The sequence below is a fragment of the Ferdinandcohnia sp. GQ5 genome (assembly GCF_059759275.1).
Genome location: NZ_JCAXEW010000025.1, coordinates 13,849 through 40,547, shown reverse-complemented (window position 1 = coordinate 40,547; position 26,699 = coordinate 13,849). Strand labels below are relative to the sequence as shown.

General features: G+C 37.0%; 24 protein-coding genes. 17 read left to right on the top strand and 7 right to left on the bottom strand.

Translation table 11 applies throughout. The features are described 5' to 3' along the window. Window positions 1–36: 36 nt before the first annotated feature. Together AC6CHV_RS23300 and argH are read left to right on the top strand one after the other, a co-directional pair. Window positions 37–1,245 (top strand): argininosuccinate synthase, encoded by a 1,209-nt coding sequence (locus AC6CHV_RS23300; RefSeq protein ID WP_341330642.1) that lies wholly within the window; start codon window positions 37–39, stop codon window positions 1,243–1,245. Next, entirely contained in the window at window positions 1,242–2,618 is a 1,377-nt protein-coding gene (gene argH / locus AC6CHV_RS23295; protein WP_440273271.1) for an argininosuccinate lyase, read from the top strand. Before AC6CHV_RS23300 ends, argH begins: the two co-directional genes overlap by 4 nt. A gap of 159 nt (window positions 2,619–2,777) precedes the next feature. Here argH and AC6CHV_RS23290 read toward each other — a convergent pair whose 3' ends face one another. Further along, on the bottom strand, window positions 2,778–3,227 hold the full coding sequence (locus AC6CHV_RS23290; RefSeq protein ID WP_341330644.1) for a universal stress protein: 450 nt from the start codon (window positions 3,225–3,227) through the stop codon (window positions 2,778–2,780). A 211-nt stretch (window positions 3,228–3,438) separates the two neighbouring features. Here AC6CHV_RS23290 and ald point away from each other — a divergent pair, with 211 nt between their 5' ends. Both ald and AC6CHV_RS23280 read left to right on the top strand, forming a co-directional pair. Beyond that, window positions 3,439–4,560, top strand: a complete 1,122-nt coding sequence (gene ald / locus AC6CHV_RS23285; protein ID WP_341330645.1) for an alanine dehydrogenase — start codon at window positions 3,439–3,441, stop codon at window positions 4,558–4,560. Window positions 4,561–4,696: 136 nt separating this feature from the next. Then, entirely contained in the window at window positions 4,697–5,434 is a 738-nt protein-coding gene (locus AC6CHV_RS23280) for a hypothetical protein (RefSeq protein WP_440273272.1), read from the top strand. A 54-nt stretch (window positions 5,435–5,488) separates the two neighbouring features. On the opposite strand, the gene AC6CHV_RS23275 is transcribed toward AC6CHV_RS23280, so the two are convergent. Further along, the gene (locus AC6CHV_RS23275) at window positions 5,489–6,583 is read right to left on the bottom strand and encodes a M24 family metallopeptidase (protein ID WP_440273273.1); all 1,095 of its coding nucleotides are present in this window, start codon (window positions 6,581–6,583) and stop codon (window positions 5,489–5,491) included. Between the two features lie 217 nt (window positions 6,584–6,800). On the opposite strand from AC6CHV_RS23275, the gene AC6CHV_RS23270 reads away from it, so the two are divergent. The 3 genes from AC6CHV_RS23270 to AC6CHV_RS23260 all read left to right on the top strand — a co-directional run bounded on the left by AC6CHV_RS23270 (window position 6,801) and on the right by AC6CHV_RS23260 (window position 9,480). Further along, complete coding sequence (locus tag AC6CHV_RS23270; RefSeq protein WP_440273274.1) at window positions 6,801–7,484, top strand: metal-dependent hydrolase; 684 nt, start codon at window positions 6,801–6,803, stop codon at window positions 7,482–7,484. An 85-nt stretch (window positions 7,485–7,569) separates the two neighbouring features. Further along, window positions 7,570–7,812, top strand: coding sequence for a hypothetical protein (locus AC6CHV_RS23265; RefSeq protein ID WP_440273275.1), 243 nt, complete (start codon window positions 7,570–7,572; stop codon window positions 7,810–7,812). A gap of 357 nt (window positions 7,813–8,169) precedes the next feature. Continuing rightward, window positions 8,170–9,480: a DRTGG domain-containing protein gene (locus AC6CHV_RS23260; RefSeq protein WP_121447426.1), complete on the top strand. Its 1,311-nt coding sequence runs from the start codon at window positions 8,170–8,172 to the stop codon at window positions 9,478–9,480. Window positions 9,481–9,532: 52 nt separating this feature from the next. On the opposite strand, the gene AC6CHV_RS23255 is transcribed toward AC6CHV_RS23260, so the two are convergent. After that, the gene (locus AC6CHV_RS23255; RefSeq protein ID WP_341330650.1) at window positions 9,533–9,832 is read right to left on the bottom strand and encodes a YtpI family protein; all 300 of its coding nucleotides are present in this window, start codon (window positions 9,830–9,832) and stop codon (window positions 9,533–9,535) included. Between the two features lie 117 nt (window positions 9,833–9,949). Between AC6CHV_RS23255 and AC6CHV_RS23250 the strand changes: the two genes are divergently transcribed. Continuing rightward, window positions 9,950–10,891, top strand: coding sequence for a DHH family phosphoesterase (locus AC6CHV_RS23250; RefSeq protein ID WP_440273276.1), 942 nt, complete (start codon window positions 9,950–9,952; stop codon window positions 10,889–10,891). Window positions 10,892–10,925: 34 nt separating this feature from the next. Here the strand turns inward: AC6CHV_RS23250 and AC6CHV_RS23245 are convergent, their stop codons facing one another. From AC6CHV_RS23245 to ytrH, 3 genes are all read right to left on the bottom strand, one after another. After that, window positions 10,926–11,114, bottom strand: a complete 189-nt coding sequence (locus tag AC6CHV_RS23245; RefSeq protein ID WP_121447429.1) for a YtzJ family protein — start codon at window positions 11,112–11,114, stop codon at window positions 10,926–10,928. A gap of 150 nt (window positions 11,115–11,264) precedes the next feature. After that, on the bottom strand, window positions 11,265–11,795 hold the full coding sequence (gene ytrI / locus AC6CHV_RS23240; protein WP_341330652.1) for a sporulation membrane protein YtrI: 531 nt from the start codon (window positions 11,793–11,795) through the stop codon (window positions 11,265–11,267). Beyond that, window positions 11,768–12,106, bottom strand: coding sequence for a sporulation membrane protein YtrH (gene ytrH / locus AC6CHV_RS23235; RefSeq protein ID WP_099362160.1), 339 nt, complete (start codon window positions 12,104–12,106; stop codon window positions 11,768–11,770). The genes ytrI and ytrH overlap by 28 nt, the downstream gene beginning before the upstream one ends. A gap of 170 nt (window positions 12,107–12,276) precedes the next feature. Here ytrH and AC6CHV_RS23230 point away from each other — a divergent pair, with 170 nt between their 5' ends. The 8 genes from AC6CHV_RS23230 (at window position 12,277) to AC6CHV_RS23195 (ending at window position 23,840) form a co-directional block, all read left to right on the top strand. Beyond that, a complete protein-coding gene (locus tag AC6CHV_RS23230; RefSeq protein WP_440273277.1) occupies window positions 12,277–15,648 on the top strand; it encodes a DNA polymerase III subunit alpha in 3,372 nt (1,123 codons plus the stop codon). Between the two features lie 213 nt (window positions 15,649–15,861). Then, window positions 15,862–17,091, top strand: a complete 1,230-nt coding sequence (gene ystJ / locus AC6CHV_RS23225) for an NADP-dependent malic enzyme (protein WP_440273290.1) — start codon at window positions 15,862–15,864, stop codon at window positions 17,089–17,091. Between the two features lie 19 nt (window positions 17,092–17,110). Beyond that, window positions 17,111–17,719 (top strand): GntR family transcriptional regulator, encoded by a 609-nt coding sequence (locus AC6CHV_RS23220; protein WP_498079758.1) that lies wholly within the window; start codon window positions 17,111–17,113, stop codon window positions 17,717–17,719. Window positions 17,720–18,213: 494 nt separating this feature from the next. Then, window positions 18,214–19,077: an acetyl-CoA carboxylase, carboxyltransferase subunit beta gene (gene accD / locus AC6CHV_RS23215; RefSeq protein WP_121447432.1), complete on the top strand. Its 864-nt coding sequence runs from the start codon at window positions 18,214–18,216 to the stop codon at window positions 19,075–19,077. Next, window positions 19,071–20,051, top strand: coding sequence for an acetyl-CoA carboxylase carboxyl transferase subunit alpha (gene accA / locus AC6CHV_RS23210; RefSeq protein ID WP_121447433.1), 981 nt, complete (start codon window positions 19,071–19,073; stop codon window positions 20,049–20,051). Before accD ends, accA begins: the two co-directional genes overlap by 7 nt. A 344-nt stretch (window positions 20,052–20,395) precedes the next feature. Beyond that, window positions 20,396–21,355, top strand: coding sequence for a 6-phosphofructokinase (gene pfkA / locus AC6CHV_RS23205; RefSeq protein WP_341330655.1), 960 nt, complete (start codon window positions 20,396–20,398; stop codon window positions 21,353–21,355). A gap of 75 nt (window positions 21,356–21,430) precedes the next feature. After that, window positions 21,431–23,191, top strand: coding sequence for a pyruvate kinase (pyk, locus tag AC6CHV_RS23200; RefSeq protein WP_121447435.1), 1,761 nt, complete (start codon window positions 21,431–21,433; stop codon window positions 23,189–23,191). Window positions 23,192–23,447: 256 nt separating this feature from the next. After that, window positions 23,448–23,840 (top strand): FxsA family protein, encoded by a 393-nt coding sequence (locus tag AC6CHV_RS23195; RefSeq protein WP_498079757.1) that lies wholly within the window; start codon window positions 23,448–23,450, stop codon window positions 23,838–23,840. Between the two features lie 33 nt (window positions 23,841–23,873). On the opposite strand, the gene ytvI is transcribed toward AC6CHV_RS23195, so the two are convergent. Next, on the bottom strand, window positions 23,874–24,989 hold the full coding sequence (gene ytvI, locus AC6CHV_RS23190) for a sporulation integral membrane protein YtvI (RefSeq protein WP_121447437.1): 1,116 nt from the start codon (window positions 24,987–24,989) through the stop codon (window positions 23,874–23,876). Window positions 24,990–25,560: 571 nt separating this feature from the next. Here ytvI and citZ point away from each other — a divergent pair. Beyond that, window positions 25,561–26,679: a citrate synthase gene (gene citZ / locus AC6CHV_RS23185; protein ID WP_440273280.1), complete on the top strand. Its 1,119-nt coding sequence runs from the start codon at window positions 25,561–25,563 to the stop codon at window positions 26,677–26,679. Window positions 26,680–26,699: the final 20 nt, after the last annotated feature.

The window sequence follows — 26,699 nt, the reverse complement described above, 5'->3', positions numbered from 1 at the left end:
AATCAGATGAATTAATATTCGAGAGGGAGATACAACATGAGCAAAAAGAAAGTTGTTTTAGCATATTCAGGTGGTCTAGATACAAGCGTTGCAGTTAAATGGTTACAGGAGCAAGGATATGAAGTCGTTGCTTGCTGTTTAGATGTAGGTGAAGGAAAAGACCTTGCCTTTATTAAAGAGAAAGCTATTACAGTTGGAGCCGTATCTTCATACGTAATTGATGCGAAGGAAGAATTTGCAAATGAGTTTGCGCTTGCTGCATTACAAGCACATACCCTTTACGAAGGAAAATATCCGTTAGTTTCTGCTTTATCTCGTCCGCTAATCGCGAAAAAACTCGTTGAAGTAGCTGAACAAGAAAATGCTGTAGCCGTTGCACACGGTTGTACTGGGAAAGGTAATGATCAAGTTCGATTTGAAGTCTCAATTAAGGCATTAAATCCTGACCTTGAAGTATTGGCACCTGTTCGTGAGTGGAGCTGGTCTCGTGAAGAAGAAATTGAGTATGCGAAGAAGCATAATATTCCGATTCCAATCAATCTAGATAGCCCATTTTCTATTGACCAAAACCTTTGGGGACGTAGTAATGAATGTGGTATTTTAGAAGATCCATGGGCTGCTCCTCCAGCGGATGCATATGAATTAACAGCAGCTCTTGAAGAAACACCAAATACACCTGACATCATCGAAATCGATTTTGAACAAGGTGTTCCAAAGTCGATTAATGGTCAACAGTACCCATTATCTGAATTAATTCTTGAATTAAACCAAATCGCTGGAAAACATGGTGTAGGCCGCATCGATCATGTAGAAAACCGTCTTGTAGGTATTAAATCTCGTGAAGTTTACGAATGTCCTGGTGCGATGACTTTAATTACAGCACATAAAGAACTTGAAGACCTTACACTTGTAAAAGAAGTCGCTCATTTCAAACCAGTCATCGAACAAAAGCTTACTGAATTAATTTACAATGGGCTTTGGTTCTCACCACTTAAGGATGCATTACTTGGTTTCTTAAAGGAAACACAAAAAAATGTAAATGGAACTGTTCGTGTAAAACTATTTAAAGGTCATGCAATTGTAGAAGGACGTAAATCTGAAAATTCATTGTACGATGAGAAACTTGCAACTTATACTTCTGATGATGAGTTCGATCATAATGCAGCAGTTGGATTCATTTCATTATGGGGCTTACCAACAAAGGTTAACAGCATTGTAAATAACAGTAAGAAGGTTGAAGTATGAAAAAGCTTTGGGGAGGAAGATTCACAAAAAGTGCGGAAAGCTGGGTAGATGAATTCGGTGCATCGATCTCCTTTGATCAGGAACTGGTGAAGGAAGACATCGAAGGAAGTATTGCACATGTGACAATGCTGGGGAAATGCGGCATTGTTTCTATGGAAGAAGCAACTACTATTAAGTCGGGGCTACTTACCTTATTAGAAAAAGCCAAAAGTGATGAATTAGAATTCTCTGTTGCAAATGAAGATATTCATTTAAATATCGAGAAGATGCTAATTGATGAAATTGGACAGGTTGGTGGAAAGCTTCATACGGGAAGAAGCAGAAATGACCAAGTTGCAACAGATATGCATTTATATTTGCGACAACAGGTAGACGAAATCATTCATCTTGTCGAGGAGCTTCAAGATGCAATCGTGGAACAAGCGGAGCAACATGTAGAAACAATTGCTCCTGGTTATACCCATCTACAAAGAGCACAGCCTATTTCATTTGCCCATCATCTATTAGCCTATTATTGGATGCTTGAGCGTGATAAGGAACGCTTAACAGACTCGCTAAAGCGAATCAATATATCCCCATTAGGGGCAGGTGCTCTAGCGGGTACCACGTTTCCGATTGACCGATACTACAGTGCTGAGCTTTTAGGATTTGAAAAAATCTATGAGAATAGTATTGATGCTGTTAGTGACCGTGATTTTATCATTGAATTTTTAAGCAATAGTTCAATGGTTATGATGCATCTATCACGTTTTTGTGAAGAATTGATTTTATGGTCCTCACAGGAGTTTAACTTTATTGAGATGGATGATGCTTTTGCAACGGGAAGTAGTATTATGCCACAGAAGAAGAATCCGGACATGGCTGAACTTATTCGTGGTAAAACAGGAAGAGTTTATGGAAATCTGTTTGGCTTATTAACGGTTCTCAAAGGAACACCACTTGCTTATAACAAAGATATGCAAGAGGACAAAGAGGGCATGTTTGATACTGTGAAGACGGTAAAAGGATCTTTGAAGATCTTTGCAGGAATGGTTTCAACAATGAAGGTGAAAAAGGAAGTAATGGCAACAGCTGTTAAAAAGGATTTCTCCAATGCGACAGAACTAGCTGATTATTTAGCCTCAAAGGGACTACCATTTAGGGAAGCACACGAAGTGGTAGGAAAGCTTGTGTTAATTTGTATTAAACGTGGTGTCTTTTTAAGCGATTTACCACTTGATGTGTTGAAAGAAGCTTCTTTATTATTTGAAGATGATATTTATGAAGTATTGCTGCCTGAAACAGCTGTTGCTCGCCGCAAGAGTGCAGGCGGTACTGGCTTTGAAGAAGTACGTAAGGTTTTAGAGAAAATAAAACAAACAAAAAAATCGTGATTGATTCACGATTTTTTTGTTTGTTTAATGATCAAATGCGCCTTGGCGTATTTGCGCCAGATTTTTTTCGAGCTTGCTCGAAAAATTTCCTTTGAAAAATCGTGGCATCCGCCGGAGGCATTAACTTAATCAGTTGGGTTACAAACCTAACTGATTAAGTTAAAGGTCTTTCTCTGTTCGTACAACCATAACATCACATTTTGCATATCGTGTAATATTTTCAGATACACTGCCTAATAGGAAGCGCTCGACAGCATTTAACCCAGTTGCACCACATATGATTAAATCGATATCATGTTTTGGTGCAATTTCTTTAGCGATTTTTATTTTAGGTGAACCGAATTCTAGTATTGTTTCGATGTCATCAATACCAGCTTCACTTGCAATATCCTTATATTGATTAAGTAATTCTTTTCCATATTGCTCTGATTGTTCTGTTAAATTGTATTGATAAGCTCCTATCGTCGCAAACTGTTTTAAATCAATTATATGAGTAATACTAAGTGTGGCATGATACCGCTTGCAAACATCGATTGCTTTCTTAAATGCCCATTCCGCTTCCTTTGAACCATCAACAGCTACAAGAACTTTTTTATAGGTAACTAGCATTTTTTAGCCCCCTAAAATATAAAATTATCTTTCTACATTTATTATAGTCCTGGCAAGAACATTGAATATCATACATAATTGTATAATATTTGAACTTTTCCTTGATTATTAGGAAGAAAAATACTATTATGTAAGTGTTTTCATCATTGTTGTAATCGTATTTTTAGTTCAAGTAATTAATCTATTGAAAATGAGATGAGGAGTGTTTTTCATGCGAATTGGTGTACCTCGGGAGATAAAAAATAACGAAAACCGTGTTGCAATGACTCCGGCAGGTGTTGTGAATCTTGTAGGCTTCGGTCATGAAGTGTATATTGAGACAAATGCGGGGCTTGGATCTGGTTTTACGGATGAACAATATGTTAATGCAGGGGCTACCATTGTTAGTACTGCAAGTGAGGCATGGCAAGTGGACATGGTTATGAAGGTAAAAGAGCCACTTCCAGAGGAATATCAATATTTCCGTGAAGGCTTACTCTTATTTACATATTTACATTTAGCTGCAGAGCCTGAATTAACGAAAGCTCTAGTCGAGAAAAAAGTAATTGGGATAGCATATGAAACAGTGCAGCTCCAAAACCGTTCACTTCCATTACTAACCCCAATGAGTGAAGTTGCAGGAAGAATGGCAACTCAGATAGGCGCGCAATTTTTAGAAAAGCCACATGGCGGAAAAGGGATTTTACTTGCTGGTGTTCCAGGCGTTCATCGTGGTAAAGTAACGGTTATTGGTGGAGGAGTTGCAGGTACGAATGCAGCTAAAATGGCAATTGGTCTTGGTGCCCAAGTGACAATTATTGATTTAAATCCTGAGCGACTTCGCCAGCTTGATGACATTTTCGGTGCGGATGTAACTACACTAATGTCAAACCCACTTAACATAGCGGAAGCGGTTGAGGAATCAGATCTTGTAATCGGTGCAGTCCTCATTCCTGGGGCAAAGGCGCCAAAACTAGTAACGGAAGAAATGATTAGAACAATGACACCAGGTTCTGTGGTCGTAGATATCGCGATTGACCAAGGCGGAATTTTTGAAACGACAGATCGAATAACAACCCATGATAATCCAACATATGTCAAACATGACGTGGTTCACTATGCAGTTGCGAACATGCCTGGAGCTGTACCACGTACATCAACGTTTGCACTGACAAATGTAACCGTTCCATATGCATTGTCAATTGCTAATAAAGGATTTAAACAAGCTTGTATAGAAAATGATGCGTTGTTTAAAGGGATTAATACATTAGATGGATATGTTACCTACAAGGCAGTTGCAGAAGCACATGGAACTTCTTACTCAGATGCAAAAACACTCTTAGAAAACAGATAATTTTTTGGGGATACCTTTCCTTAGGTATCCCTTTTATGTTCTTAATCATTGTCACCATTTTTTATGCATAAAAATAAGATAAAGAAAGTCTGAATGAAGACAAACGTCTACCTAACTAGTAAGGGAGTGCTGAAAAATGGGTTCATCTGTTTATTATAATGAATCGTTAGCCCGATTTGTTCATCGACCAGCTAGTTCCTCACCAGATAATCCAAATCAACAAACTTATTATTCTAATTTTGTTTCTGAACATATTAAACAGCAGGAAAAATATAATGGGCTCGTCAAAGAGTACATTAAAAGTAATGAAGGGCTAATCAAGCATTTAGCAGAAGAACAAAAAGGACTACAACGCCAGTTTTTTAAATCTGAACAAAATCAAATGGAGAAGGATGAAAAGTTCTCTAAAAAAATAACGGAACAGAAAAACTTATTGGAGGTATTTATTGGCTTTATGAAGAAACAGGAAAAATATAATGAGACAACTGCGAAGCAACAAGTGGATCATAAAGAACAGCTTGAAATTCTCCAAAAAATTGTACAAAATCAAGAACTATTTAACAATAAAGTCTCTGAAAATATTAACCTAGTGAAAAAGCAATTTGACCAAATTATTGATTCTCTAAAAAATCATGAAATAATAAATGAAACCATTGCTAATTACTTTGAGAAAAATGACGAAAAAGACCAAGAATTTGCATCAACCATGATAGAGCAAAAGGAACTATTTTTCAAGGTACTAAATGGTTTACAGGATAATAAAGAGCAATACGATATTTTATTTGATTATTTACGTAATCAGGATAATTTTAACCATAAACTGTTTGAATACCTCTGCTCACAATTTGAGGAGGAAAAAAATGCAGTGAATTAGGAAATCTCACGACTAATAAAGTACAAAAAGGACCGCTCAGGGTCCTTTTTTCATTTATTTTATGAGTAGTTCCTTAGGGAATTTTGTAAGTGTTTGGGCTCCATCAGCGGTGATAATCATATCATCTTCAATTCGAACTCCGCCAATTTCTGGAGCATAGATTCCTGGTTCAATTGTAAATACCATACCCTTTTGTAAGAGCATATCATTTGTTTCATTCATAGAAGGAAATTCATGAACATCAATTCCAAGTCCGTGTCCAATTCGGTGGGTAAAATATTCACCAAATCCAGCATTGGATATAATGGTACGAGCTGCACGATCGATATCGCCAATTCTGGTTCCTGGCTTACAAATATCCACCGCTGCTAATTGAGCTTTTAACACAGTGTCATAAACCTCACGTTGTTGGTCAGAGACCTCTCCAAATGCAACTGTTCTAGTTATATCGGAGCAATAACCATCAAGAACAACACCTAAATCGAAAAGAACAAAATCTCCTTTTTGAATGGTTTCAAGTCCAGGTTTTCCATGTGGAGCTGCGGTTTTTAAACCTGTTAGTACCATTGTATCAAAGGACATTTGACGGATTCCTTTTTTCTTCAATTCAAATTCAATTGTGGCAAGAACATCTAATTCTGATTTACCTTGGGCAATTGCATGTACACCCACTTCTACTCCATAATCCGCAAGCTTTGCTGCATCTTCTAGAATAGAAATCTCTTTCTCTTCTTTAATCATCCGTAAAGTATGTAATTTTTCCTCAGCAGAAACGAAAGATGTGGATGGGAATAATTTTTGAATTTGTTCAAAACGATCAACGGTTAAATGTTCTTTTTCAAGAGCTAATGTAGAGACAGTAATGTTTCGTTTAGATAGTGAATTTTGGATGAGTTCCCATGGATTATCTGTATCACTATATCCAATGATTTCATATTCCCAGCCAGCATTACGTGCTTGGGCAAGTTCCATATTTGGACAAATTAAAATGGGCTCTTCCTGTTGAAAAACGAATAAACCAAGGAGTCTTTCGTGTGGTTCGGTATAAAAGTTTGTTAAATAAAATACGTTTGGAGTAGACGTAATAAAACTACATGTAATGTCCTTTTCTGTTAACCAACTAGAAAGTTGTTGTAATCGTTGATTCATTCATAACACTTCCTTTTTAATAATAAGCGACATTTTTTATTTTAGCACTTTGTGGAATGAAGCGGAAGGTGTGAGCCTTTTCCTATTATCATATTCGTTTTTGGAGCAGGGTTTGTTTTACGAAGGAAAAGGGTATAAAAAAGAAGGAAAGTAAGCTTTTAAAAAGAAGTACTATATAGTAAGGTTCCGATATAGAATTATGGAAGGGGAGATACATATGAAAGTATCCTATCATGGTCATTCTGTTGTAAAAATTGAAACAGGTGGAAAAACGATCATCATTGACCCATTTATCACAGGAAATCCTAATACAGATTTAAAAGCATCTGAGGAAAAGGTGGATGTCATTTTACTTACACATGGTCATGGAGATCATGTCGGAGACACTGTAGACCTTGCTAAACGCAACTCGAGTCTTGTGGTAGCGCCAAATGAACTTGCAGTCTATTTAGGCTGGCAAGGCTTGAATGTACATCCAATGCATATTGGTGGTGCCCATCAGTTTGATTTTGGGAAGGTAAAGTTTACCCTAGCCTTTCATGGTTCAAGCGTTGAAATTCCTGAAAAACAGGAATTTGTATACACAGGAATGCCAGGTGGTATCTTGTTTAGTGCTGAAGGAAAAACAATCTACCATGCAGGAGATACCGCACTATTCTATGATATGAAATTGATTGGTGAGCTTAATGAGATTGACGTTGCCTTTCTACCAATTGGAGATAATTTCACGATGGGACCAGACGATGCGCTAATTGCAGCAGAGTGGTTAAAAGCAAAAACTGTCGTGCCAATTCACTATAATACTTTCCCTGTTATTAAGCAGGATGCGGACGATTTTGTCTCAAGACTTACATCTGCTGATGGCAAGGTTTTAACAGCAGGTGACACAATTGAATTGTAAATCGAACAAAGGCGTGAGGAATCACGTCTTTTTTTTATGCATGCTTCATAGAATGATACAAGCATAGGCTAGAGGAGGTAAAAGGATGCATAATAGATTGTTACTATGTTTATTGCTCTGTGGTGTCTTACTTTACTACGGGGTTCCTAGACTATCAATCGGGGCGGAAGGATTAGAAGGAGTATTCGCTCTTTCATGGTTAGTTTTTGCCTTGATTGTAGTTAGTGGAAATTTAATTGGGTTATTATATAACCCGAAGTCTGCTCAGAAAACGACAAGTCCACAAGCAGTCTCTGCAAAACGTCGACAAAGAATGCGGAATTACTAATATCTCCATAACTAATAAAATTGAATAAACCTTGCTTCACCCGTATAATAAGATATAACTTTATTCATCAGAAATTCTCTACTTCTATTAGTGAGAATGAATGCCGTTAGAGTAACTAAATTCAGTATGGGAACAAACTTTGGCTGAATAAAGTTACTGCCTCCGGTGGATGCCACAGATTTTCAAAGGAAACTTTTCGAGCATAGGATCAAAGACGAATAAGAACGCCACGTCCTGTGGCAACGTCTTTGTGACCCACCTCGTGTGGGCCTAAAAAATCTGGGCGCAAATACGCCAAGGCGCATTTGATAGAATTTAACGGACTAGACAAAGAATGATTATTAGAGGGTGAAGAGCTTGGCGACAAAGCATGAGCAGATTTTACAGTATATTGACACACTTCCGATTGGTGAGAAAATTTCAGTTCGACAAATTGCAAAGGATATGAAAGTGAGCGAAGGAACGGCTTATCGAGCTATAAAAGATGCGGAAAATAAGGGATACGTGAGTACTATTGAACGTGTCGGAACCATTCGTATTGAACGAAAAAAGAAAGAAAACTTCGAAAAGCTAACTTTTGCTGAGGTTGTCAATATTGTTGATGGACAAGTGCTTGGGGGAAAAGCAGGGCTGCATAAAACACTCAATAAATTTGTTATCGGTGCTATGAAACTAGAAGCAATGATGCGTTATACAGGTGCAGGAAACCTTTTAATAGTTGGTAACCGGACAAAGGCACATGAGTATGCTTTAAATGCAGGAGCTGCTGTTTTAATAACAGGTGGTTTTGACACAGAAGATGAAGTGAAAAAGCTTGCAGACGAGCTCCAACTTCCAATTATTTCGAGTAGTTATGATACGTTTACGGTTGCGACTATGATCAACCGTGCTATCTATGACCAACTTATAAAAAAAGAAATTGTCTTAGTTGAGGATATCTTAACGCCAAAAACTGAGACGGTAAGCCTCCATACCTCGGATAAGGTAGAGAAATGGTATGAACATAATATCGAAACTGGTCATGGTCGCTATCCTGTTGTTGATAATCAATCAAAGGTTGTTGGAATGGTAACAGCAAAGGATATTATGGGACAGGACCTGAATACGCTCATTGAAAAGGTGATGACCAAACAACCAATGACTGTTAATGGAAAAACATCGGTTGCATCTGTATCACATATGATGGTGTGGGAAGGTATTGAAATGCTGCCAGTCGTGGACCAATCGAATCGTTTGCAAGGGATTATTAGTCGTCAGGACGTACTAAAGGCTATGCAAATGATTGGTCGCCAACCTCAAGTAGGAGAAACGATTGATGATATCGTGACAAATCAATTCGTGGATATTTCTGCTGATGGTGAAGCCATATATCAATGTGAAGTAACTCCACAAATGACAAACCACTTGGGCACTATTTCCTATGGGGTATTTACAACGATTGTCACTGAGGCAGCAAGTAGGGTATTAAAATCCTTTAAAAAGGGAGATTTGGTTATCGAGAATATGACGGTTTATTTTATGAGACCCGTTCAAATTGATAGTCTAATGGAAATTCATCCAAGAGTTCTAGAGGTTGGAAGAAGATTTGGTAAGGTTGATGTTGAAGTTTTCCATGGCGGAGTCGTTGTAGGAAAAGCTATGATGATGGCACAGCTAATTGAACGATAAGGATAAGCAGGAACAATAAAAGACGCTGTTACGCGTCTTTTTCTCGGTCTAATTAACTTTGTTGTTCAGCTTCTTTAAGTACGTATGGAAGATAATGCTTATAAGCACGAATGCCTGCCCAAATGCTTCCACCACCAACTAATAGTAGGACTGTCCCAATTACATATGAGATTGTAGATGGATGAACGAAATACGTATTTAAACCAAATAGCGCAACAAAAAGTCCTAAGGCAATACTAGATTTCGCTGAGAGCCATTGTTTTTCAATTGGACGTCTTGTGCGGAAGTATTTTGTTTTATAATAAAAATAAAATACAAGTGCAAATATGATTAGAAAAACGAGAATTTGCATGAGAAGTTTCCTCCAATTCTAGATTACTATACCTATTGTAACCAGAACCAATTCAAATTGCTAGTGAATAGAATGTGGAAACTTGGTGACGAAAAGAAGCGAAAAAGGAGAACTCTAATGATTCAATCTATTCTTAAAACAATTAGTGATTTTGAGACAATCATCATTCATCGCCACGTACGACCAGACCCTGATGCCTATGGCTCACAGTGTGGTCTAGCAGAAATTCTAAAAGCATCCTACCCTTCTAAAAAAGTTTTTGTTGTTGGAGAGGATGAACCCTCCTTACTTTTTCTAAAGGAAATGGACCAAGTTTCAGATGAGATGTATGAAGGAGCATTAGTGATTGTCTGTGATACAGCTAACCAAGGCAGAATTTCAGACGAGCGGTATAATCGCGGGAAAAAATTAATTAAAATCGACCATCATCCCAATGAAGATCCATATGGAGACCTTTTATGGGTGGATACAAGTGCCAGCTCTTGCAGTGAGATGGTCTATGAGTTTTACCTCCAAGGGAAGAATCACGGATTAACTCTTTCAACGGATGCAGCGAGACTTCTTTTTGCTGGAATTGTAGGAGACACAGGTAGATTCTTATTTCCTAGTACAAATCCAAAGACATTTACATACGTTGGAGAATTAATTGAATTTGGTTTTCATTTTCCAGATGTTTACGAAAATTTATATAAAACAAAGGAAAATGTAGCACGCCTAAGTGGCTATGTCCTTCAAAATTACAAAGTCACCGAAGATGGTGTAGGGTCTATGGTAATTTCAAATGAGATCCTGAAAGAATACAAAGTAACGCCTACAGAAGCATCTCAATTGGTTAGTAACTTAGGAAATATTGAAAATATTAAGGCATGGGTGTTTTTCGTGGAGGAAAAAGAACAAATCCGTGTTCGCCTGCGTTCTAAGGGACCTGTGATAAACGGGGTAGCAAAAAAATACAATGGTGGTGGGCACCCACTTGCATCAGGAGCCACCATTTACTCGTGGCAAGAGGTAGAAAACGTCATTTCTGACCTACGGAAGGTATGCAATCAGGTAAACTAAAAAAATAAAGTCGCTCCATTTGCGTGCGACTTTATCAGCTATCTACTTTTACGGGAATGAACCATGAACCTAGATCTGTTACTTCTTCAAGGACATTGAGGTCTAATGCTTGAATTTCTTTTTTTAACGCATTTACAACTTCTGGGGATTCTGCATAAGCTGAATACCCTTTTTTGATTCTAGCCATTTTTTCATTTAATAATTTTCTCCGGTTAATATACATAAATTCCCTCCTTAAGTGTTTTCTTTTATTTTATTGCATTTTTGCCTAAAAATGCTACATTATTTTTAAATTTTCTAAAAATTAATACATATTTGTAACAAAATAGTCACTTTTTCCTAAATCAAAAAAAGCCTCCGGAAGGAAGCTTTGTCATTTAACAAGTTCGATATTTAATGAAATTTCAAGTGTTGTATCGACAAAAACCGTGTGGATTTTGAGTTTGTAAGTTTTATCATCCATTTCGTAAAGTCTATTTTCAATTGTTCTAAAAAGAAGTTCTTTGTTTTTCGATAATGATTGAATATCCTGTCCGATTAATGAGTTAAGGTCCTCCAACACAGCGGTTTTCATATGGTGGAGATCCAGTGAACTGAGTTCTACTTTTTTTCTGTTCGCAAACACGATTTCAAAATCTTGGATTTTTAACTTGCTTTTATTTTCTTCATTTAGCTTTTTTGCATCTTCAATTAAAATTTCTTTGCTTTTTTTTAAATCGGCAATTTCAAGCTCTTGTTCTGATATTTTTTGTATTTGTTTATCTTGCAGTATCCCAAATTGAAATAAAAAGACAAACCAGCTAATCAAGGCACCGATTACGACACCTGCGAAAAATCGTTGCCAGCCTGGTTTTTGATGATAAGGGGGGACTCTCATTATGATATATGCTCCTGGGTGAACCATTCAATTATTCTCCATCCGAATTGTGCTCCACCCATAGCAGAAACAATTAGCAGAAATTGTTTAAAAACATCTTTCGTTTGACCTAAAAATATTCCTCTTTCAAAACTATAAAAAGCATCAAATGTTCCACCAATTGCAGCAACAAGTGCCCAAATCTTTAACTTGCTGGCAACCGAATAGATTTCAGATAAAGGCGCTTGACCCGAAATGAAGGCTCCAAGACCTCCAATAAGGGAACCACCTAAAAGTACCCCAAGTGCAATAAAAAAACTATGAATAAATGCAGGCATAAACGCCTCTTTTACTTCCATATGGACACCTTCTTTTAAATAATTGTAGTTGCGGAAGCTTTTAATACATGTATATGGACAAACAATCCATTCTATGAGTTTTGTTTTGCTTGTTTCATAAATAGGTCTATAATTGAAATATCAAATAGGTGGGACGAAGAAATTAATTATATGAAAAAGGTGTGATTTGATTGCCTTTTGTTCATCTTCAGGTTCAAAGTGCGTATAGCCTGTTATCAAGTGCTGCAAAAGTTGAAGCCTTGGTTGAAAAAGCTAGCAGCTTAGGGTTTAAAGCATTGGCATTAACCGATGAAAACATAATGTATGGGGCGATAGCCTTTTATAAGCATTGCAGGAAACATGGTATTAAGCCGATTATTGGCATGACGGCTTCGGTATTATCAGAAGAGGAACAAGGTCATGAAATGGCTTATCCGGTTGTATTACTTGCAAAGAATAATAAAGGTTATCAAAATCTATTAAAAATTAGCAGTGCTATTCAGACAAGGTCAAAGGTTGGAATCCCAAGAAGGTGGCTTTCGCAATATCGAGAAGGAATCATTGGGATTTCTCCTGGTCGTGAAGGAGACATTGAACGAAGTATTAAGGATGGAAATTATGAAGAAGCCATTCGACGAGCAAATTCTTATAAACAAATTTTTGAACCGGATAGTTTTTACTTAGCCGTTCAAAATCATAACTTGCGAGAGAATGTACAGGTCAATAATAAACTATTCCAAATTGGAACAGAACTAAAAGTCCCATTAGTTGCTACAAACCAGGTTCAATACATAGATCAAGAAGATTCATTTGCTCATGAATGCTTATTGTCGATTAAAAACAATACAAAACTATCAGATGAAAATCGAGTTGTTTTTCCAAGCAACGAATATTATTTAAAGAGTCCATCACAGATGAGTGAGCTTTTTTCTGATACTCCAGAGGTTCTTGAAAATACATTGCGGATTGCTGAGCGATGTAATGTGGATATAGAATTAGGGAAATTTGCATTACCCAAATATCCAGTACCAAATCAAGAATCTGCAGAGGATTATTTATCACGAATATGTTTAAAAGGATTGCATGAAAGATATCACGATCCTACGGATGAACAGTTTGAAAGACTTCAATATGAGCTTCAAGTAATCCGAAAAATGAATTTTAGTGATTATTTCTTAATTGTTTGGGATTTTATGAAGTATGCTCATGAGAAAGGAATAGTGACGGGTCCAGGAAGGGGTTCTGCTGCAGGTTCTTTGGTGGCATATGTTTTGCATATCACTGACGTTGATCCACTCGAACATCAATTATTATTTGAACGATTTTTAAACCCAGAACGAATCTCTATGCCTGATATTGATATAGATTTTCCTGATAATCGACGAGATGAAATGATTGAGTATGTTTCAAAAAAATACGGCAGACTTCATGTTGCCCAAATTATCACGTTTGGAACTTTAGCTGCAAGAGCTGCATTACGTGATGTTGGAAGAGTAATGGGTATCTCTCCTAAGGAGGCAGATTTTCTTGCCAAACAAGTTCCCAGTAAGCTCGGAATTACCCTACAGCAAGCATACGAGGAATCACAGGGATTACGGGACTATATTCAAAATATAGAAATTGGACGGAAAATCTTTGAAACAGCAAAAAAAATTGAAGGTCTTCCTAGACATACTTCTACACATGCGGCTGGTGTTGTGATTAGTGAACAGCCATTAACTGAATTAATTGCCATTCAAGATGGACATAATGAAATCTATTTAACGCAATTTCCGATGGAAGTGCTTGAAGAAATTGGCCTCTTAAAAATGGACTTCCTAGGACTACGAAATTTAACGTTGATTGATAATATTCATTCCTTGATTCAACGGGGAACTGGAAAGAAATTGGATCTTTCTAAGATAGCAATGGATGATCAAAAAACATTTGCATTGTTAGGTAAAGGAGATACAACGGGGGTATTCCAACTCGAGTCAAGTGGAATGCGCAGTGTTCTCGTAAGGCTTAAGCCAAGCGAATTAGAGGATATTGTTGCTGTAAACGCACTATATCGGCCGGGCCCAATGGAAAATATTCCGCTCTATATTGCTAGGAAACATAAAAAGGAACCGGTTCAATATCCGCACCCAGACCTTGAACCCATACTTGAGAAGACATATGGCGTGATTGTGTATCAAGAGCAAATTATGCAGATTGCTTCTACAATGGCTGGTTTTAGTCTTGGAGAGGCTGATTTATTGAGAAGGGCCGTAAGTAAAAAGAAAAAAGAAGTACTAGATAAAGAAAGACAACATTTTGTGCAAGGTAGTTTAAAAAAAGGATACACCGAACAAACAGCAAACGAAATTTATGACTTAATCGTTCGGTTTGCTAATTATGGGTTTAACCGAAGCCATGCTGTTGCTTACAGTATGATTGCTTATCAGCTTGCCTATTTAAAAGCAAACTATCCGCTCTATTTTATGGCTTCATTACTTACAAGTGTAGTAGGTAATGATGACAAGCTTGGGCAATATATACGAGAATCCAAACAAATGGGGATTTCCATTTTGCCCCCATCTATTAATAAAAGCTATTATCCTTTTAATGTAGAGAAAAAAGCAATCCGTTTTAGTTTGGCGGGAATTAAGAGTGTAGGGGTTGCAGCCTTAAAGGAAATTATTGAGACGAGAAAAGTTAAGCCTTATTCAGACCTCTTTGATTTCTGTGTCAGAACATCGATGAGGAGTATTAATCGTCGTACAATAGAAGCGCTAATTTGTTCAGGAGCCTTTGATGAATTCGGGGAACACCGAGCGACTCTATTAGCAACTTTGGATGTTGCGATAGAACATGCTGAACTCGTACGACCAAAAAATGATGAGAATCAAGTCGAAATGTTTTTTGAAGATGATTTTGGACTTAAACCTAAATATGTAGAGGTTGAACCTTTTAAGGAAATGGAAAAACTGCGCTTTGAAAAGGATGCACTAGGTTTCTACTTATCAAGTCATCCAATCAGTAGTTATTCGGCTTATCTAAAGAAGCACGGAGCAATCTCGATTTCGGAAGCTTCACATTATCTACATCAAAATGTTGTGATAGGTGGATTCATTACAAAAGAAAGAACGATTCGTACAAAAAAAGGCGAGGTAATGGCCTTTTTGACGGTTAGTGATGAAAGTGGTGAATTAGAAGGAGTTGCATTTCCAAGAACCTACACACAGTCGGCAAAGCTTTTAAAAAATGATGTTTTAGTTTTACTAAAGGGTAAGCTTGATAGTCGAAATAATCAACTACAACTGATTATTAATCAAGTTGGGGCCTTACCCGATAAAATCGAGATGCCGGAAGATGAAAAGAAACTTTTTGTCAGAATGGAAAAAAAGGTTCAAGCAGCTCAAGTACTAGTACACTTAAAAAAATTATTAAAGCAATTTCCTGGGGATACCCCAGTGGTCTTGTATTATGAAGAAACGCAAAAAACAATGCAGCTTCAACAAGAACTATGGGTTACTCCTAATCAAGAATTTTTATCCGAATTAAGAGAATTGATGGGACCTCAAAATGTGGTGATTCACTAATAAACCACTTTACATGACCAGCAATTATGTTATATTGTAATAGAAAAGCGAAGTGGCCATACCACTTATTTTTGATTAATTAGAAAATTCTATTTTACCAGCTTTATTCATAATATGTTGTACAAGATTTAACTACCTAATTAATATGACAAACAACTGGTGGGAAAATTGCTACTACCAAGTTGTCTTTATAACAAGGAGTGAAATATGGAAATGACTCTAAGAGAAGAAGCTCTACATATTCATCAAATTCATAAGGGTAAGCTTGAATCAAAGTCAAAAATACCAGTAAGAAATGCGAAGGATTTAAGTTTAGCTTATTCACCGGGAGTAGCTGAACCATGTAAAGCTATTTATGACGATAAGTCTAAAGTGTATGAATACACGATGAAGGGGAATATGGTAGCGGTAGTATCTGATGGGACTGCCGTACTTGGATTAGGTAACATAGGTCCAGAAGCTTCTCTTCCTGTAATGGAAGGAAAGGCTGTGCTATTTAAGAGCTTTGCAGGAGTAGATGCATTTCCAATTTGCTTAAACACAACAGATGTTGACAAGATTGTGGAAACAGTCAAACTATTAGAGCCTACTTTTGGTGGAGTCAACCTAGAGGATATTGCAGCTCCGAATTGCTTTGTGATAGAAGAGCGTCTTAAGAAAGAAGCGAATATACCAGTTTTTCATGATGATCAACACGGAACCGCAATTGTTACAGTAGCGGGATTAGTGAATGCATTAAAGCTGGTGGGCAAGAAAATGTCAGAAATAAAAGTTGTTGCAAATGGAGCAGGTGCTGCAGGCATTGCAATTATTAAGCTTTTATATCGCTATGGAGTCCGCGATATCATCATGTGTGACTCTAGGGGTGCTATTTATGAAGGGCGTACCTATGGAATGAATAACGTAAAAGCAGAAGTAGCGAAATATACAAATCGCAACCGTCTAGAAGGCACTCTTGCAGATGTCCTTGCGGATGCTGATGTCTTTATTGGAGTGTCTGTTGCAGGAGCACTAACAACTGATATGGTAAAGACGATGAATCAGGACCCAATTATATTTGCTATGGCGAATCCTAATCCTGAAATTATGCCGGATCAAGCATTAGAAGCGGGTGCTAAAGTTGTTGGTACAGGAAGATCAGATTTTCCAAACCAAGTAAACAATGTTCTCGCATTTCCAGGAATTTTTAGAGGAGCTTTAGATGCAAGAGCAACTCATATAAATGAACAAATGAAGATTGCGGCTGTAGAAGCAATTGCATCATTGGTAAGCTCTGAAGAACTACGTTCAGATTATGTAATCCCTGCACCTTTTGACCCACGTGTGGCACCTGCTGTTGCAGCAAGTGTGGCTAAGGCGGCAATGGAGACAGGTGTAGCTAGAATTACTGTAAATCCAGAGGAAGTTGCAGAGAAGACACGTCGTTTAGCAATCATTGAATAATGGATTGGAAGAGGTTAATGTGACATCTCCTAACTCTAAGGTTTACATTGAAATTGTTAAGAAAATTAGGTCCATCATTCAAGATGATGGACTTTCCGCTGGTGATAAAATTCCGTCTGAGCGGGAACTTTCCGAGCGTCTAAATGTAGGTCGTTCCTCTGTTCGGGAAGCACTAAGGTCATTAGAATTATTAGGCCTCATAGAGACAAGAAGAGGTGAAGGTACTTTTTTAAAAGATTTCGGTGATCATCAACTGATTCATTTATTAGGTACCTTCATAATTCAAGGAGATAAAACAAAGGGTGATCTCCTTGAAACAAAACAAACTCTTGAAAAATCTTGTATCGAAATAGCATGTCCTAAGATGAACGAAGAGATGCTTACAGAGTTGGAAGAAAAGCTTTGGGATACTGAGGACCCAGAGGAATTCCTTTTTAAATCTATTGTAGAAGCGACGAATAATCGATTATTACTACGAATATGGGTCGTCATATATGAATATGTTAAGTTTATTTATGAGGAACAGACTCATGTAATAAACAAAGAAGGCTTTGAAGAGTTAGTAACTGGACTACGTGAAAAAGATGTGGCAAGAGCTCTATCTGCCTATGAAAAAATAAAATTGTAGAGGATGTTCAAAAAGTCCGGTGAAAATGATACGTCGAATTTCTGCGTAAACTGCTCCAAGTACATTGTGAATAACCTGGTTATACACTTGCGTCTACTAGATTATTCAAGATGTCAATGCCTCAGCGCAAGGCTGCAAAGGAGTTAACTCAAGCAGTTGCCTCGCTCCGGTACTCAAAGTTGCGCCGCCTTGAAATTTCGACGCACAGGCTGTGCTAGTGTCGACAAGACATGAGGCCGTGGCGTTCTTGTCGACGTGGTCCTTTTCATCCTTCTTTTTGAACACTCTCATTTGTAGGAATTTGTCGTGTTTTTGTTGACATATTCCTACAAAAAATAAAGAAGACATTCAGTAAAGTATAAGTACATGCTTTTTTGGCAACGAAGGAAGATATAAGATTTTCCTTTTTTTCGTTACACAACTTTTTGTCTTAATATAAGCAGATAAACTAAGTCGAAAAAGCTATTCTATTGAAAGTGTGAGGAGGTTCCTTTTTGCTAAAAGACTTTTTTGTAAAAAAGAAAAAATATGCTTCAATTCCTTCGGAACAAGCTAGACAAGATGTTCCAGAAGGTATTATGAGCAAATGTCCAAATTGTAAAAAAATAATGTACACGAAAGAATTAATGAAAAACGATAAAATTTGTATGAACTGTGACTATCACTATCAAATGACTGCTTATGAAAGAATCGATAGCTTACTTGATGAAGGATCTTTTATCGAACTTGATAAAGAAATGGTTTCTGAAAATCCGCTAGACTTTCCTGATTATCTTGGAAAACTGAAAAAGGACCAAGATAAGACAGGTATTAATGAAGCCGTGGTAACCGGTGAAGGTACTATTGAAGGAAATCGTATCGTTTTGGCAATCATGGATTCAAGCTTCCGTATGGGAAGTATGGGTTCTGTTGTTGGTGAGAAGATTACTAGGGCAGTTGAAAAGGCGATGGAATTGAAGGTTCCATTTCTTATTTTCACAGCTTCTGGCGGTGCAAGAATGCAAGAAGGTGTTCTAAGCCTAATGCAAATGGCTAAAACAAGTTCCGCATTAAAACTATTTAGTGATCAAGGTGGCCTCATTGTTTCAGTCATGACACACCCAACAACGGGTGGTGTATCTGCAAGCTTTGCATCATTAGGTGATTTTAATTTCGCAGAACCTGGTGCCTTAATTGGATTTGCAGGTAGAAGAATCATTGAACAAACAATTCGCGAAGAACTCCCAGAAGACTTCCAAACAGCTGAGTTCTTATTAAAACATGGTCAACTGGATGCTGTTATTCATCGTCAGGATTTAAAAGATACATTAGCAAATATTGTTGATATTCATATGAACGGGGGTGCGGTTAATTGGTAGGTGAACTAGAGTTTGAGAAACCAGTTGTAGAATTAAAGAAAAAGATTACTGAGTTAAAAGAATTTACAAGCGATTCGAATATGGATCTAACAGATGAAATCTCAAAACTAGAAACAAGACTTCAAAAACTGGAGAATGAAATTTATAGTCATTTAAAACCATGGGACCGCGTTCAAATTGCCCGTCATCCAGAAAGACCGACTACCCTTGATTATATTGAACGCATTTTTACAAATTTTTTCGAGTGTCATGGTGACCGTTACTATGGCGATGATGCTGCTATAGTAGGTGGTATTGCCAAGTACCACGGTTTACCTGTAACTGTAATTGGACACCAGCGAGGTAAAGATACAAAGGAAAATATTAGAAGAAATTTTGGAATGCCACACCCAGAAGGATATCGTAAAGCACTACGTTTAATGAAGCAGGCTGAAAAATTTGGTCGTCCAATCATATGTTTCATTGATACGAAGGGCGCATATCCAGGCAAAGCAGCCGAAGAACGTGGTCAAAGTGAAGCTATTGCAAAAAATATATTTGAAATGGCAGGCTTAACGGTTCCTGTTATATGTATTGTAATTGGTGAAGGTGGAAGTGGTGGAGCACTAGCATTAGGTGTAGGAAATCAAATTCATATGCTCGAAAACTCAACCTATTCGGTTATTTCTCCTGAGGGTGCTGCTGCACTACTTTGGAAAGATGCAGGACTTGCTAAAAAAGCTGCAGAGTCTATGAAAATAACAGCGCCAGACTTAAAAGAACTAGGGGTTGTAGATGAAATCATCCCGGAAGTAAGAGGTGGAGCTCATAAGGATGTTGCAGAACAAGCAGCTTCCATCGATACCGTTCTCTTACAATCATTAAAAGAATTACGCAAATTAAACAAAGATGAGTTAGTTCAGCAACGCTATCAAAAATATAAAAAGATAGGCCAATTTACAATAGCTGAAGAAGAGTTTATCGGAGTTCAGTAATAAAGTGGACGTGCATCTAACGAAATGTTTAGGGCACGTTTTACTTTGTTTCCGCATAATTAGAAAACGATTGAATAAATCGAAATTCTTCGAAATCGGAAAGTGATATTCAACTGATTTTAAAATATACACAGTATTCAAAATTCCCCCTACATAGTATTCTATTTAATTCTCGATTTTTCTACACAATTTCACAATTTTTTCTGTATTTATTACATTATCTTAGTTGTTTTACTTATATATTAGTGTTATTTTATACATATTGCACAAAATAGTAAAAGCGAATAATCACAATTCGTGATTTATGATTATTTTTAGATTATTTTTTACATAGAGGTGGAAAAATGAAGAGAATAGGTGTTTTAACTAGTGGTGGGGATTCACCAGGAATGAATGCTGCGATTCGTGCTGTTGTACGTAAAGCAATCTATCACGACGTTGAAGTATATGGAGTTTATCAAGGATATTCTGGACTAATAAGTGGACAGATAAAACAATTAGAGATTGGATCTGTTGGAGATATCATTCATCGCGGTGGTACAATGCTTTATACTGCTCGATGTGAGGAATTCAAAACAGAAGAAGGTCGTAAAAAAGGTATTGAGCAATTAAAAAAGCTAGGAATAGAAGGCTTAGTTGTTATCGGTGGTGACGGCTCTTACCGTGGTGCCCAAAAACTAACTGAACTTGGTTTCCCTTGCGTTGGTGTTCCAGGTACAATTGACAATGATATCCCAGGTACTGATTTTACGATTGGTTTTGATACAGCGCTAAATACAGTAATTGATGCTATAGATAAAATAAGAGATACAGCAACTTCACATGAGCGTACATATGTAATTGAAGTTATGGGTAGACATGCTGGTGACCTTGCATTATGGGCGGGATTAGCTGGTGGTGCTGAAACAATCATTATTCCAGAAGCAGATCACGACATGGATGAAGTTATCGCTAAGCTTAACCGTGGCCATGAACGTGGGAAGAAGCATAGTATTATTGTCGTAGCTGAGGGTGTAGGTAGTGGTGTTGAAATTGGTAATAAGATTCAAGAAGCTACAAACTTTGAAACTAGAGTGAGTGTCCTTGGACATATTCAGCGTGGTGGTTCTCCAACTGCATCAGACAGAGTATTGGCAAGTCGTCTAGGTGCAAAGGCTGTTGAATTGTTGCTTGAAGGAAAAGGTGGACGAGCTGTGGGGATTCAACAAAACAATTTAGTTGACCATGATATTATGGAAATTTTAGACCGTAAACATACAGTTGATAAGAAGATGTATGACCTATCCCAAGAGCTATCCATTTAAAATACATTTGAGTAAAATTCTTATAGAAGTGTTGCTAATCGCTGATATAAAGCGATTATAGAGGAGGAAAATGTAATGAGAAAAACAAAAATAGTTTGTACAATAGGACCTGCCAGTGAAAGTATTGAAAAACTTGTTGCTTTAGCGAATGCAGGAATGAATGTAGCTAGACTTAATTTTTCGCATGGTGACTTTGAAGAGCATGGCGCACGTATTAAAAACATTCGTGAAGCTGCCAAAATCACTGGCAAAAACATTGCGATCCTACTAGATACTAAAGGACCAGAAATTCGCACTAATACAATGGAAAATGGTGCGATTGAATTAGTTGAAGGTTCAACTATTACTCTTTCAATGGAAGAAGTTGTCGGTACACCGGAAAAATTCTCAATTACATATCCGGGCTTAATTGAAGACGTTCATCCTGGCTCCAGAATTCTATTAGATGATGGATTAATCGGATTAGAAGTATTAGAAATTAATCAACAAAAGCGTGAGATTCTAACAAAAGTATTAAATAGTGGAACATTAAAAAATAAAAAAGGTGTTAACGTACCTGGGGTTCGTGTGAATTTACCTGGTATCACTGAAAAAGACGCAAAAGATATCATATTCGGTATCCAACAAGATGTCGATTATATTGCTGCTTCTTTCGTTCGTCGTGCTTCTGACGTATTAGAAATCAGAGAATTGCTTGAAGAAAATAATGGGGAAGCTATACAAATTATTCCTAAAATTGAAAACCAAGAGGGTGTAGATAACATCGATGAGATACTTGAAGTATCTGATGGATTAATGGTTGCTCGTGGTGACTTAGGTGTTGAAATTCCTGCTGAAGAAGTACCACTAGTGCAAAAGACATTAATTAAGAAATGTAATGCCCTTGGAAAACCAGTTATTACAGCGACACAAATGTTAGACTCTATGCAACGAAATCCTAGACCGACTCGTGCAGAAGCAAGTGATGTTGCGAACGCTATTTTTGATGGTACAGATGCGATTATGCTTTCAGGTGAAACTGCTGCAGGTTCATACCCAGTTGAGGCAGTACAAACGATGCATAATATTGCGTCTCGTGCAGAAAGTGCTTTAGTACATCGTGAAATTTTATCACAACGAAGTAAAATCTCAGGAATCACAATTACAGATGCAATTGGACAATCAGTTGCCCATACAGCGCTTAATTTGGACGTATCTGCAATCGTGACGCCTACAGAAAGTGGTCATACTGCAAGAATGATTTCAAAATATCGTCCGAAGGCTCCGATCATTGCCGTTACTTCCAACGAATCAACAACTAGAAAGCTTTCTCTTGTTTGGGGTGTGTACCCGCAAACAGGTAATGTAGCTAAATCAACAGATGAAATGCTTGACAACTCAGTTGAAAGTGCATTAAATACTGGAATTATTAAACCTGGGGATTTGGTAGTGATAACTGCAGGTGTACCAGTTGGTGAGTGCGGAACTACAAACATTATGAAGATTCATGTTGTTGGTAATACCCTTGCAAATGGACAAGGTATTGGAAGAAAATCTGCTTTTGGTAAAGTAGTTGTAGCAAACTCTCCTGAGGAAGCAGAAGCAAAAATGTATGACGGTGCAGTTCTAGTCACAACTGCAACAGATCGTGATTTGGTAAAATACGTGGAACAGGCATCTGCTTTGATTACGGAAGAAGGCGGTCTTACTAGCCATGCAGCTGTAGTAGGATTAAGTATCGGAATTCCTGTGATTGTTGGTGTAGAAAATGCAACAACACTTTTAAAAGATGGACAAGATATTACTGTTGATTCATCTCGTGGAGTGATATACGAAGGACATGCAAATGTTTTATAAAAAGGAGAAGGGAAACCTTCTCTTTTTTTGATGTCTAGTTCCTGCGCTTAGCCCCTCGATGTCACAAGTCAATCCAAAAGGTCAAAGAGCAACCATACAGTTGGATTGAATTGTACTTGTCGTACATGCATAGGACTTGGCAATAGTTAGTCGATGTTCCTCTTCAAATCCGCATGCAGTTTTCTTTAGGTTTTACTACTCATATTTGTAAAGGAAACGTATAATATAAGAAAAGCCTTCATCTAAGGAGGACAATATGAGAATTTTACTAGCATTGATTATTATCGTACCGGCATTAGAAATAAGTGTCCTTATATTCTCAGGTAAAACACTTGGAATTCCAATTACTCTGTTGTCGATTGTTCTTACGGGTGTAATGGGGGCGTGGTTAGCGAAAAAACAAGGAATTGATACACTTCACCGCGCTCAACAGCAAATGAATTATGGACAGGTCCCTGGTGAAGCCATTATGGATGGAATTTGCATCATGATCGGGGCAGTATTGCTTTTAAGTCCTGGTTATATTTCTGATCTTACTGGTTTTTTCTTACTTATTCCTGCAACTAGAAATCTGATAAAACCGATTATTGCTAACTGGATAAGACGAAGAATGGAGAGAGGTAATTTCACAGTTATTCGTCGTTGGTAAAAAAATAAAGCCATTGCGAAGCAATGGCTTTATTTATGTTTCTTTTCCAATAATAAATCCCCATACATCTCGAAATACACCTGTAGTATATAGAGTTCTAATGATTACTAACGTGACGGGTCCAATAATTAACCCAACGAATCCAAATAATTGAAATCCAACGAACAGTGATATTAATGTTGCCAATGGATCTAATCCAATACTAGAAGAGATAATCTTAGGCTCCATTACCTGGCGTTGTACAATTACAACAAGGTATAATATACCAAGCCCTATTGCAAATGCTAGATTCCCACTGAAAGCCGAATAAATTATCCATGGTACGAACACAAGTCCAGTTCCCAAATACGGAAGTAGATCAACGATTCCAATTAATAACGCAATTGTGATTGCATAGTCAACTCGTAATATTAACAGGCCAACTAATACGATCCCTGCTGTGATGGAAATCAATGTTGCTTGTGCTTTGATAAAACCAAATAATGCCTTTTTCAATTCAATAAATACGGACTTACCACTTGTACGAGCTTTTGTTGGAATAAATCTTCGGCCCATAATCACAAACTTATTCCAGTCTTTACTAATAAAAAATGTGGCTAATAGAGAGAAAACAATCACTGTTGCTGCATTTGGTAGCCATCCGAGGAACTTTGGAATATTTTCTAAAAACGCTTTAACAAATTCTCCAACATTTGTCGCAATAGTTGTACCAACATTTGTGACATTATCCATAATCGTTTGTTGTTGGCCTTGGTCCAAATTATCAAACATACTCGTTATTCTTTCATAAAAAGGAATAATCTGACCAACTATTAAATTTTCGAAATAAACAACTAGGTTTTCAAAATGCTGTGGTACTTCTTTTGCTAAATAGTTTGCACCTGAGATAATCTCTGCTATTAATAATGTAAGTAAACCTGTTACAATGCCAAATACAAGCAAAATCCCTATAAATACCGATAACCCACGTGGTATCCTGGCTTTACGCTCCAAAAAATTGACAAGTGGATTAATAAGGAATGCAATGAATAAGGCAAAAATAAACGGATATGTAAGTCTAAATAGAAAATAGAACAAGATGAAACCTATCACAATTAATGCAACAACCAATAAAAATCGAAGAAAACCATACACATAATTAATGTTCAAACTTTTTCCTCCCTAGGAATTTCTTGCATATTTTTATTTTACAATCTCTTTGATTACTTTAAAAGTATTACGAAGAAATGAAATATAAAGTTTCCAATTATGGAGAAAAAATTTTATTTATGATATCATACGTTATGAGCAAGTGAAAAATTTAAAGTGCAAAATACAAAATAAGCCATATTAAATGATTTTAAATCTAGTAAACGGCTCTGTTAACTGGAAAAATCAAAACTATTCGTAAAAATGTTTTTGTGTAATAATAATTTATTAGGGGAAATTTGTCGCTTTTGATTCACAAAAGTCTGATTATTTATTATAATAGAGTCAAGGTTATTTATTTCCTACATATTTATTGATTCGCTTTCACTTGCATAAACAACTTTTATTGTCACGATCAATATTATATTGATATTTGTGACGATGAGCGTTTTTTCAAAAATGAAAGCATTTACTTCACTAGATTACAATGTTGAAAGCATAAATAACGATGTGATAATGTGTTTTGTTTTTGAGCGTGCGCTCAATTTACCTTATAAAATGATTAGGGGAATAAAAAAAAGGAGAGGGTCATATGACAGCAACAAAGGGGCTTGAAGGAATTGTAGCTACAACATCTTCTGTCAGTTCAATTATTGATGACACTTTAACGTATGCAGGATTCAATATTGATGATTTAGCTGAAAATGCTAGTTTTGAAGAAGTTATCTACCTATTATGGCATCGCAAACTTCCAAATAAAGAGGAGTTAGCTGAATTAAAACAGCAACTTGCTGAAAATGCGAGTTTACCTCAAGAATTAATCAATCATTTCAAAACTTACCCAATTGATAAGGTTCATCCAATGGGGGCACTTCGCTCAGCTGTTTCACTATTAGGACTATATGATGAAGAAGCAGATGTAATGGAACCAGAAGCTAATTATCAAAAGGCAATCCGCCTACAAGCAAAATTACCTACAATTGTTACCGCTTTTTCTCGTGTTCGTAAAGGATTAGAGCCAGTTGCTCCACGCACAGATCTAAGCTTCGCAGCAAACTTCTTATATATGCTTAGCGGGCAAGAACCAAGCGAAATTGCAGTAGAGGCATTCAATAAAGCATTAGTACTTCATGCTGACCATGAACTCAATGCATCTACATTTACAGCACGTGTTTGTGTTGCAACTCTATCTGATGTTTATTCAGGTATTACTGCTGCAATTGGAGCTTTAAAGGGTCCGCTTCACGGTGGAGCTAATGAAGCTGTAATGAAGATGCTTACTGAAATTGGTGAAGTTGAAAATGTAGAGAATTATATTAATACAAAATTAGCTAACAAAGAAAAAATCATGGGGTTTGGTCATAGAGTGTACCGTAAAGGCGACCCACGTGCAAAGCACTTAAAGGCAATGTCTCAAAAGTTAACAGCGATTACTGGCGAACCAAAATGGTATGAGATGTCAACAAAGATTGAAGAAATTGTTACAAGTGCAAAACCTTTACCACCAAATGTTGACTTCTATTCAGCATCTGTATACCATAGCTTAGGTATTGATCATGATTTATTTACTCCAATCTTTGCAGTAAGTCGTGTTTCTGGATGGTTAGCTCATATTCTAGAGCAATATGATAACAACCGTTTAATCCGTCCACGTGCTGAATATACTGGTCCAGGAATGCAGACATACGTTCCGATGGAACAAAGAGGTTAATAAATCTAACAATATATATA

What these genes read in the sequence shown, in the direction of transcription:
- AC6CHV_RS23255 (WP_341330650.1), bottom strand. Translation starts at nt 9,832, where the DNA reads ATGCAAATTCTCGTTTTTCTAATCATATTTGCACTTGTATTTTATTTT.
- AC6CHV_RS23250 (WP_440273276.1), top strand. Translation starts at nt 9,950, where the DNA reads ATGATTCAATCTATTCTTAAAACAATTAGTGATTTTGAGACAATCATC.
- ytrI (WP_341330652.1), bottom strand. Translation starts at nt 11,795, where the DNA reads ATGGTTCACCCAGGAGCATATATCATAATGAGAGTCCCCCCTTATCAT.
- AC6CHV_RS23280 (WP_440273272.1), top strand. Translation starts at nt 4,697, where the DNA reads ATGGGTTCATCTGTTTATTATAATGAATCGTTAGCCCGATTTGTTCAT.
- citZ (WP_440273280.1), top strand. Translation starts at nt 25,561, where the DNA reads ATGACAGCAACAAAGGGGCTTGAAGGAATTGTAGCTACAACATCTTCT.
- AC6CHV_RS23300 (WP_341330642.1), top strand. Translation starts at nt 37, where the DNA reads ATGAGCAAAAAGAAAGTTGTTTTAGCATATTCAGGTGGTCTAGATACA.
- ald (WP_341330645.1), top strand. Translation starts at nt 3,439, where the DNA reads ATGCGAATTGGTGTACCTCGGGAGATAAAAAATAACGAAAACCGTGTT.
- AC6CHV_RS23290 (WP_341330644.1), bottom strand. Translation starts at nt 3,227, where the DNA reads ATGCTAGTTACCTATAAAAAAGTTCTTGTAGCTGTTGATGGTTCAAAG.
- argH (WP_440273271.1), top strand. Translation starts at nt 1,242, where the DNA reads ATGAAAAAGCTTTGGGGAGGAAGATTCACAAAAAGTGCGGAAAGCTGG.
- AC6CHV_RS23195 (WP_498079757.1), top strand. Translation starts at nt 23,448, where the DNA reads ATGAGAATTTTACTAGCATTGATTATTATCGTACCGGCATTAGAAATA.
- pyk (WP_121447435.1), top strand. Translation starts at nt 21,431, where the DNA reads ATGAGAAAAACAAAAATAGTTTGTACAATAGGACCTGCCAGTGAAAGT.
- AC6CHV_RS23270 (WP_440273274.1), top strand. Translation starts at nt 6,801, where the DNA reads ATGAAAGTATCCTATCATGGTCATTCTGTTGTAAAAATTGAAACAGGT.
- AC6CHV_RS23265 (WP_440273275.1), top strand. Translation starts at nt 7,570, where the DNA reads ATGCATAATAGATTGTTACTATGTTTATTGCTCTGTGGTGTCTTACTT.
- AC6CHV_RS23275 (WP_440273273.1), bottom strand. Translation starts at nt 6,583, where the DNA reads ATGAATCAACGATTACAACAACTTTCTAGTTGGTTAACAGAAAAGGAC.
- AC6CHV_RS23245 (WP_121447429.1), bottom strand. Translation starts at nt 11,114, where the DNA reads ATGTATATTAACCGGAGAAAATTATTAAATGAAAAAATGGCTAGAATC.
- ystJ (WP_440273290.1), top strand. Translation starts at nt 15,862, where the DNA reads ATGACTCTAAGAGAAGAAGCTCTACATATTCATCAAATTCATAAGGGT.
- pfkA (WP_341330655.1), top strand. Translation starts at nt 20,396, where the DNA reads ATGAAGAGAATAGGTGTTTTAACTAGTGGTGGGGATTCACCAGGAATG.
- ytrH (WP_099362160.1), bottom strand. Translation starts at nt 12,106, where the DNA reads ATGGAAGTAAAAGAGGCGTTTATGCCTGCATTTATTCATAGTTTTTTT.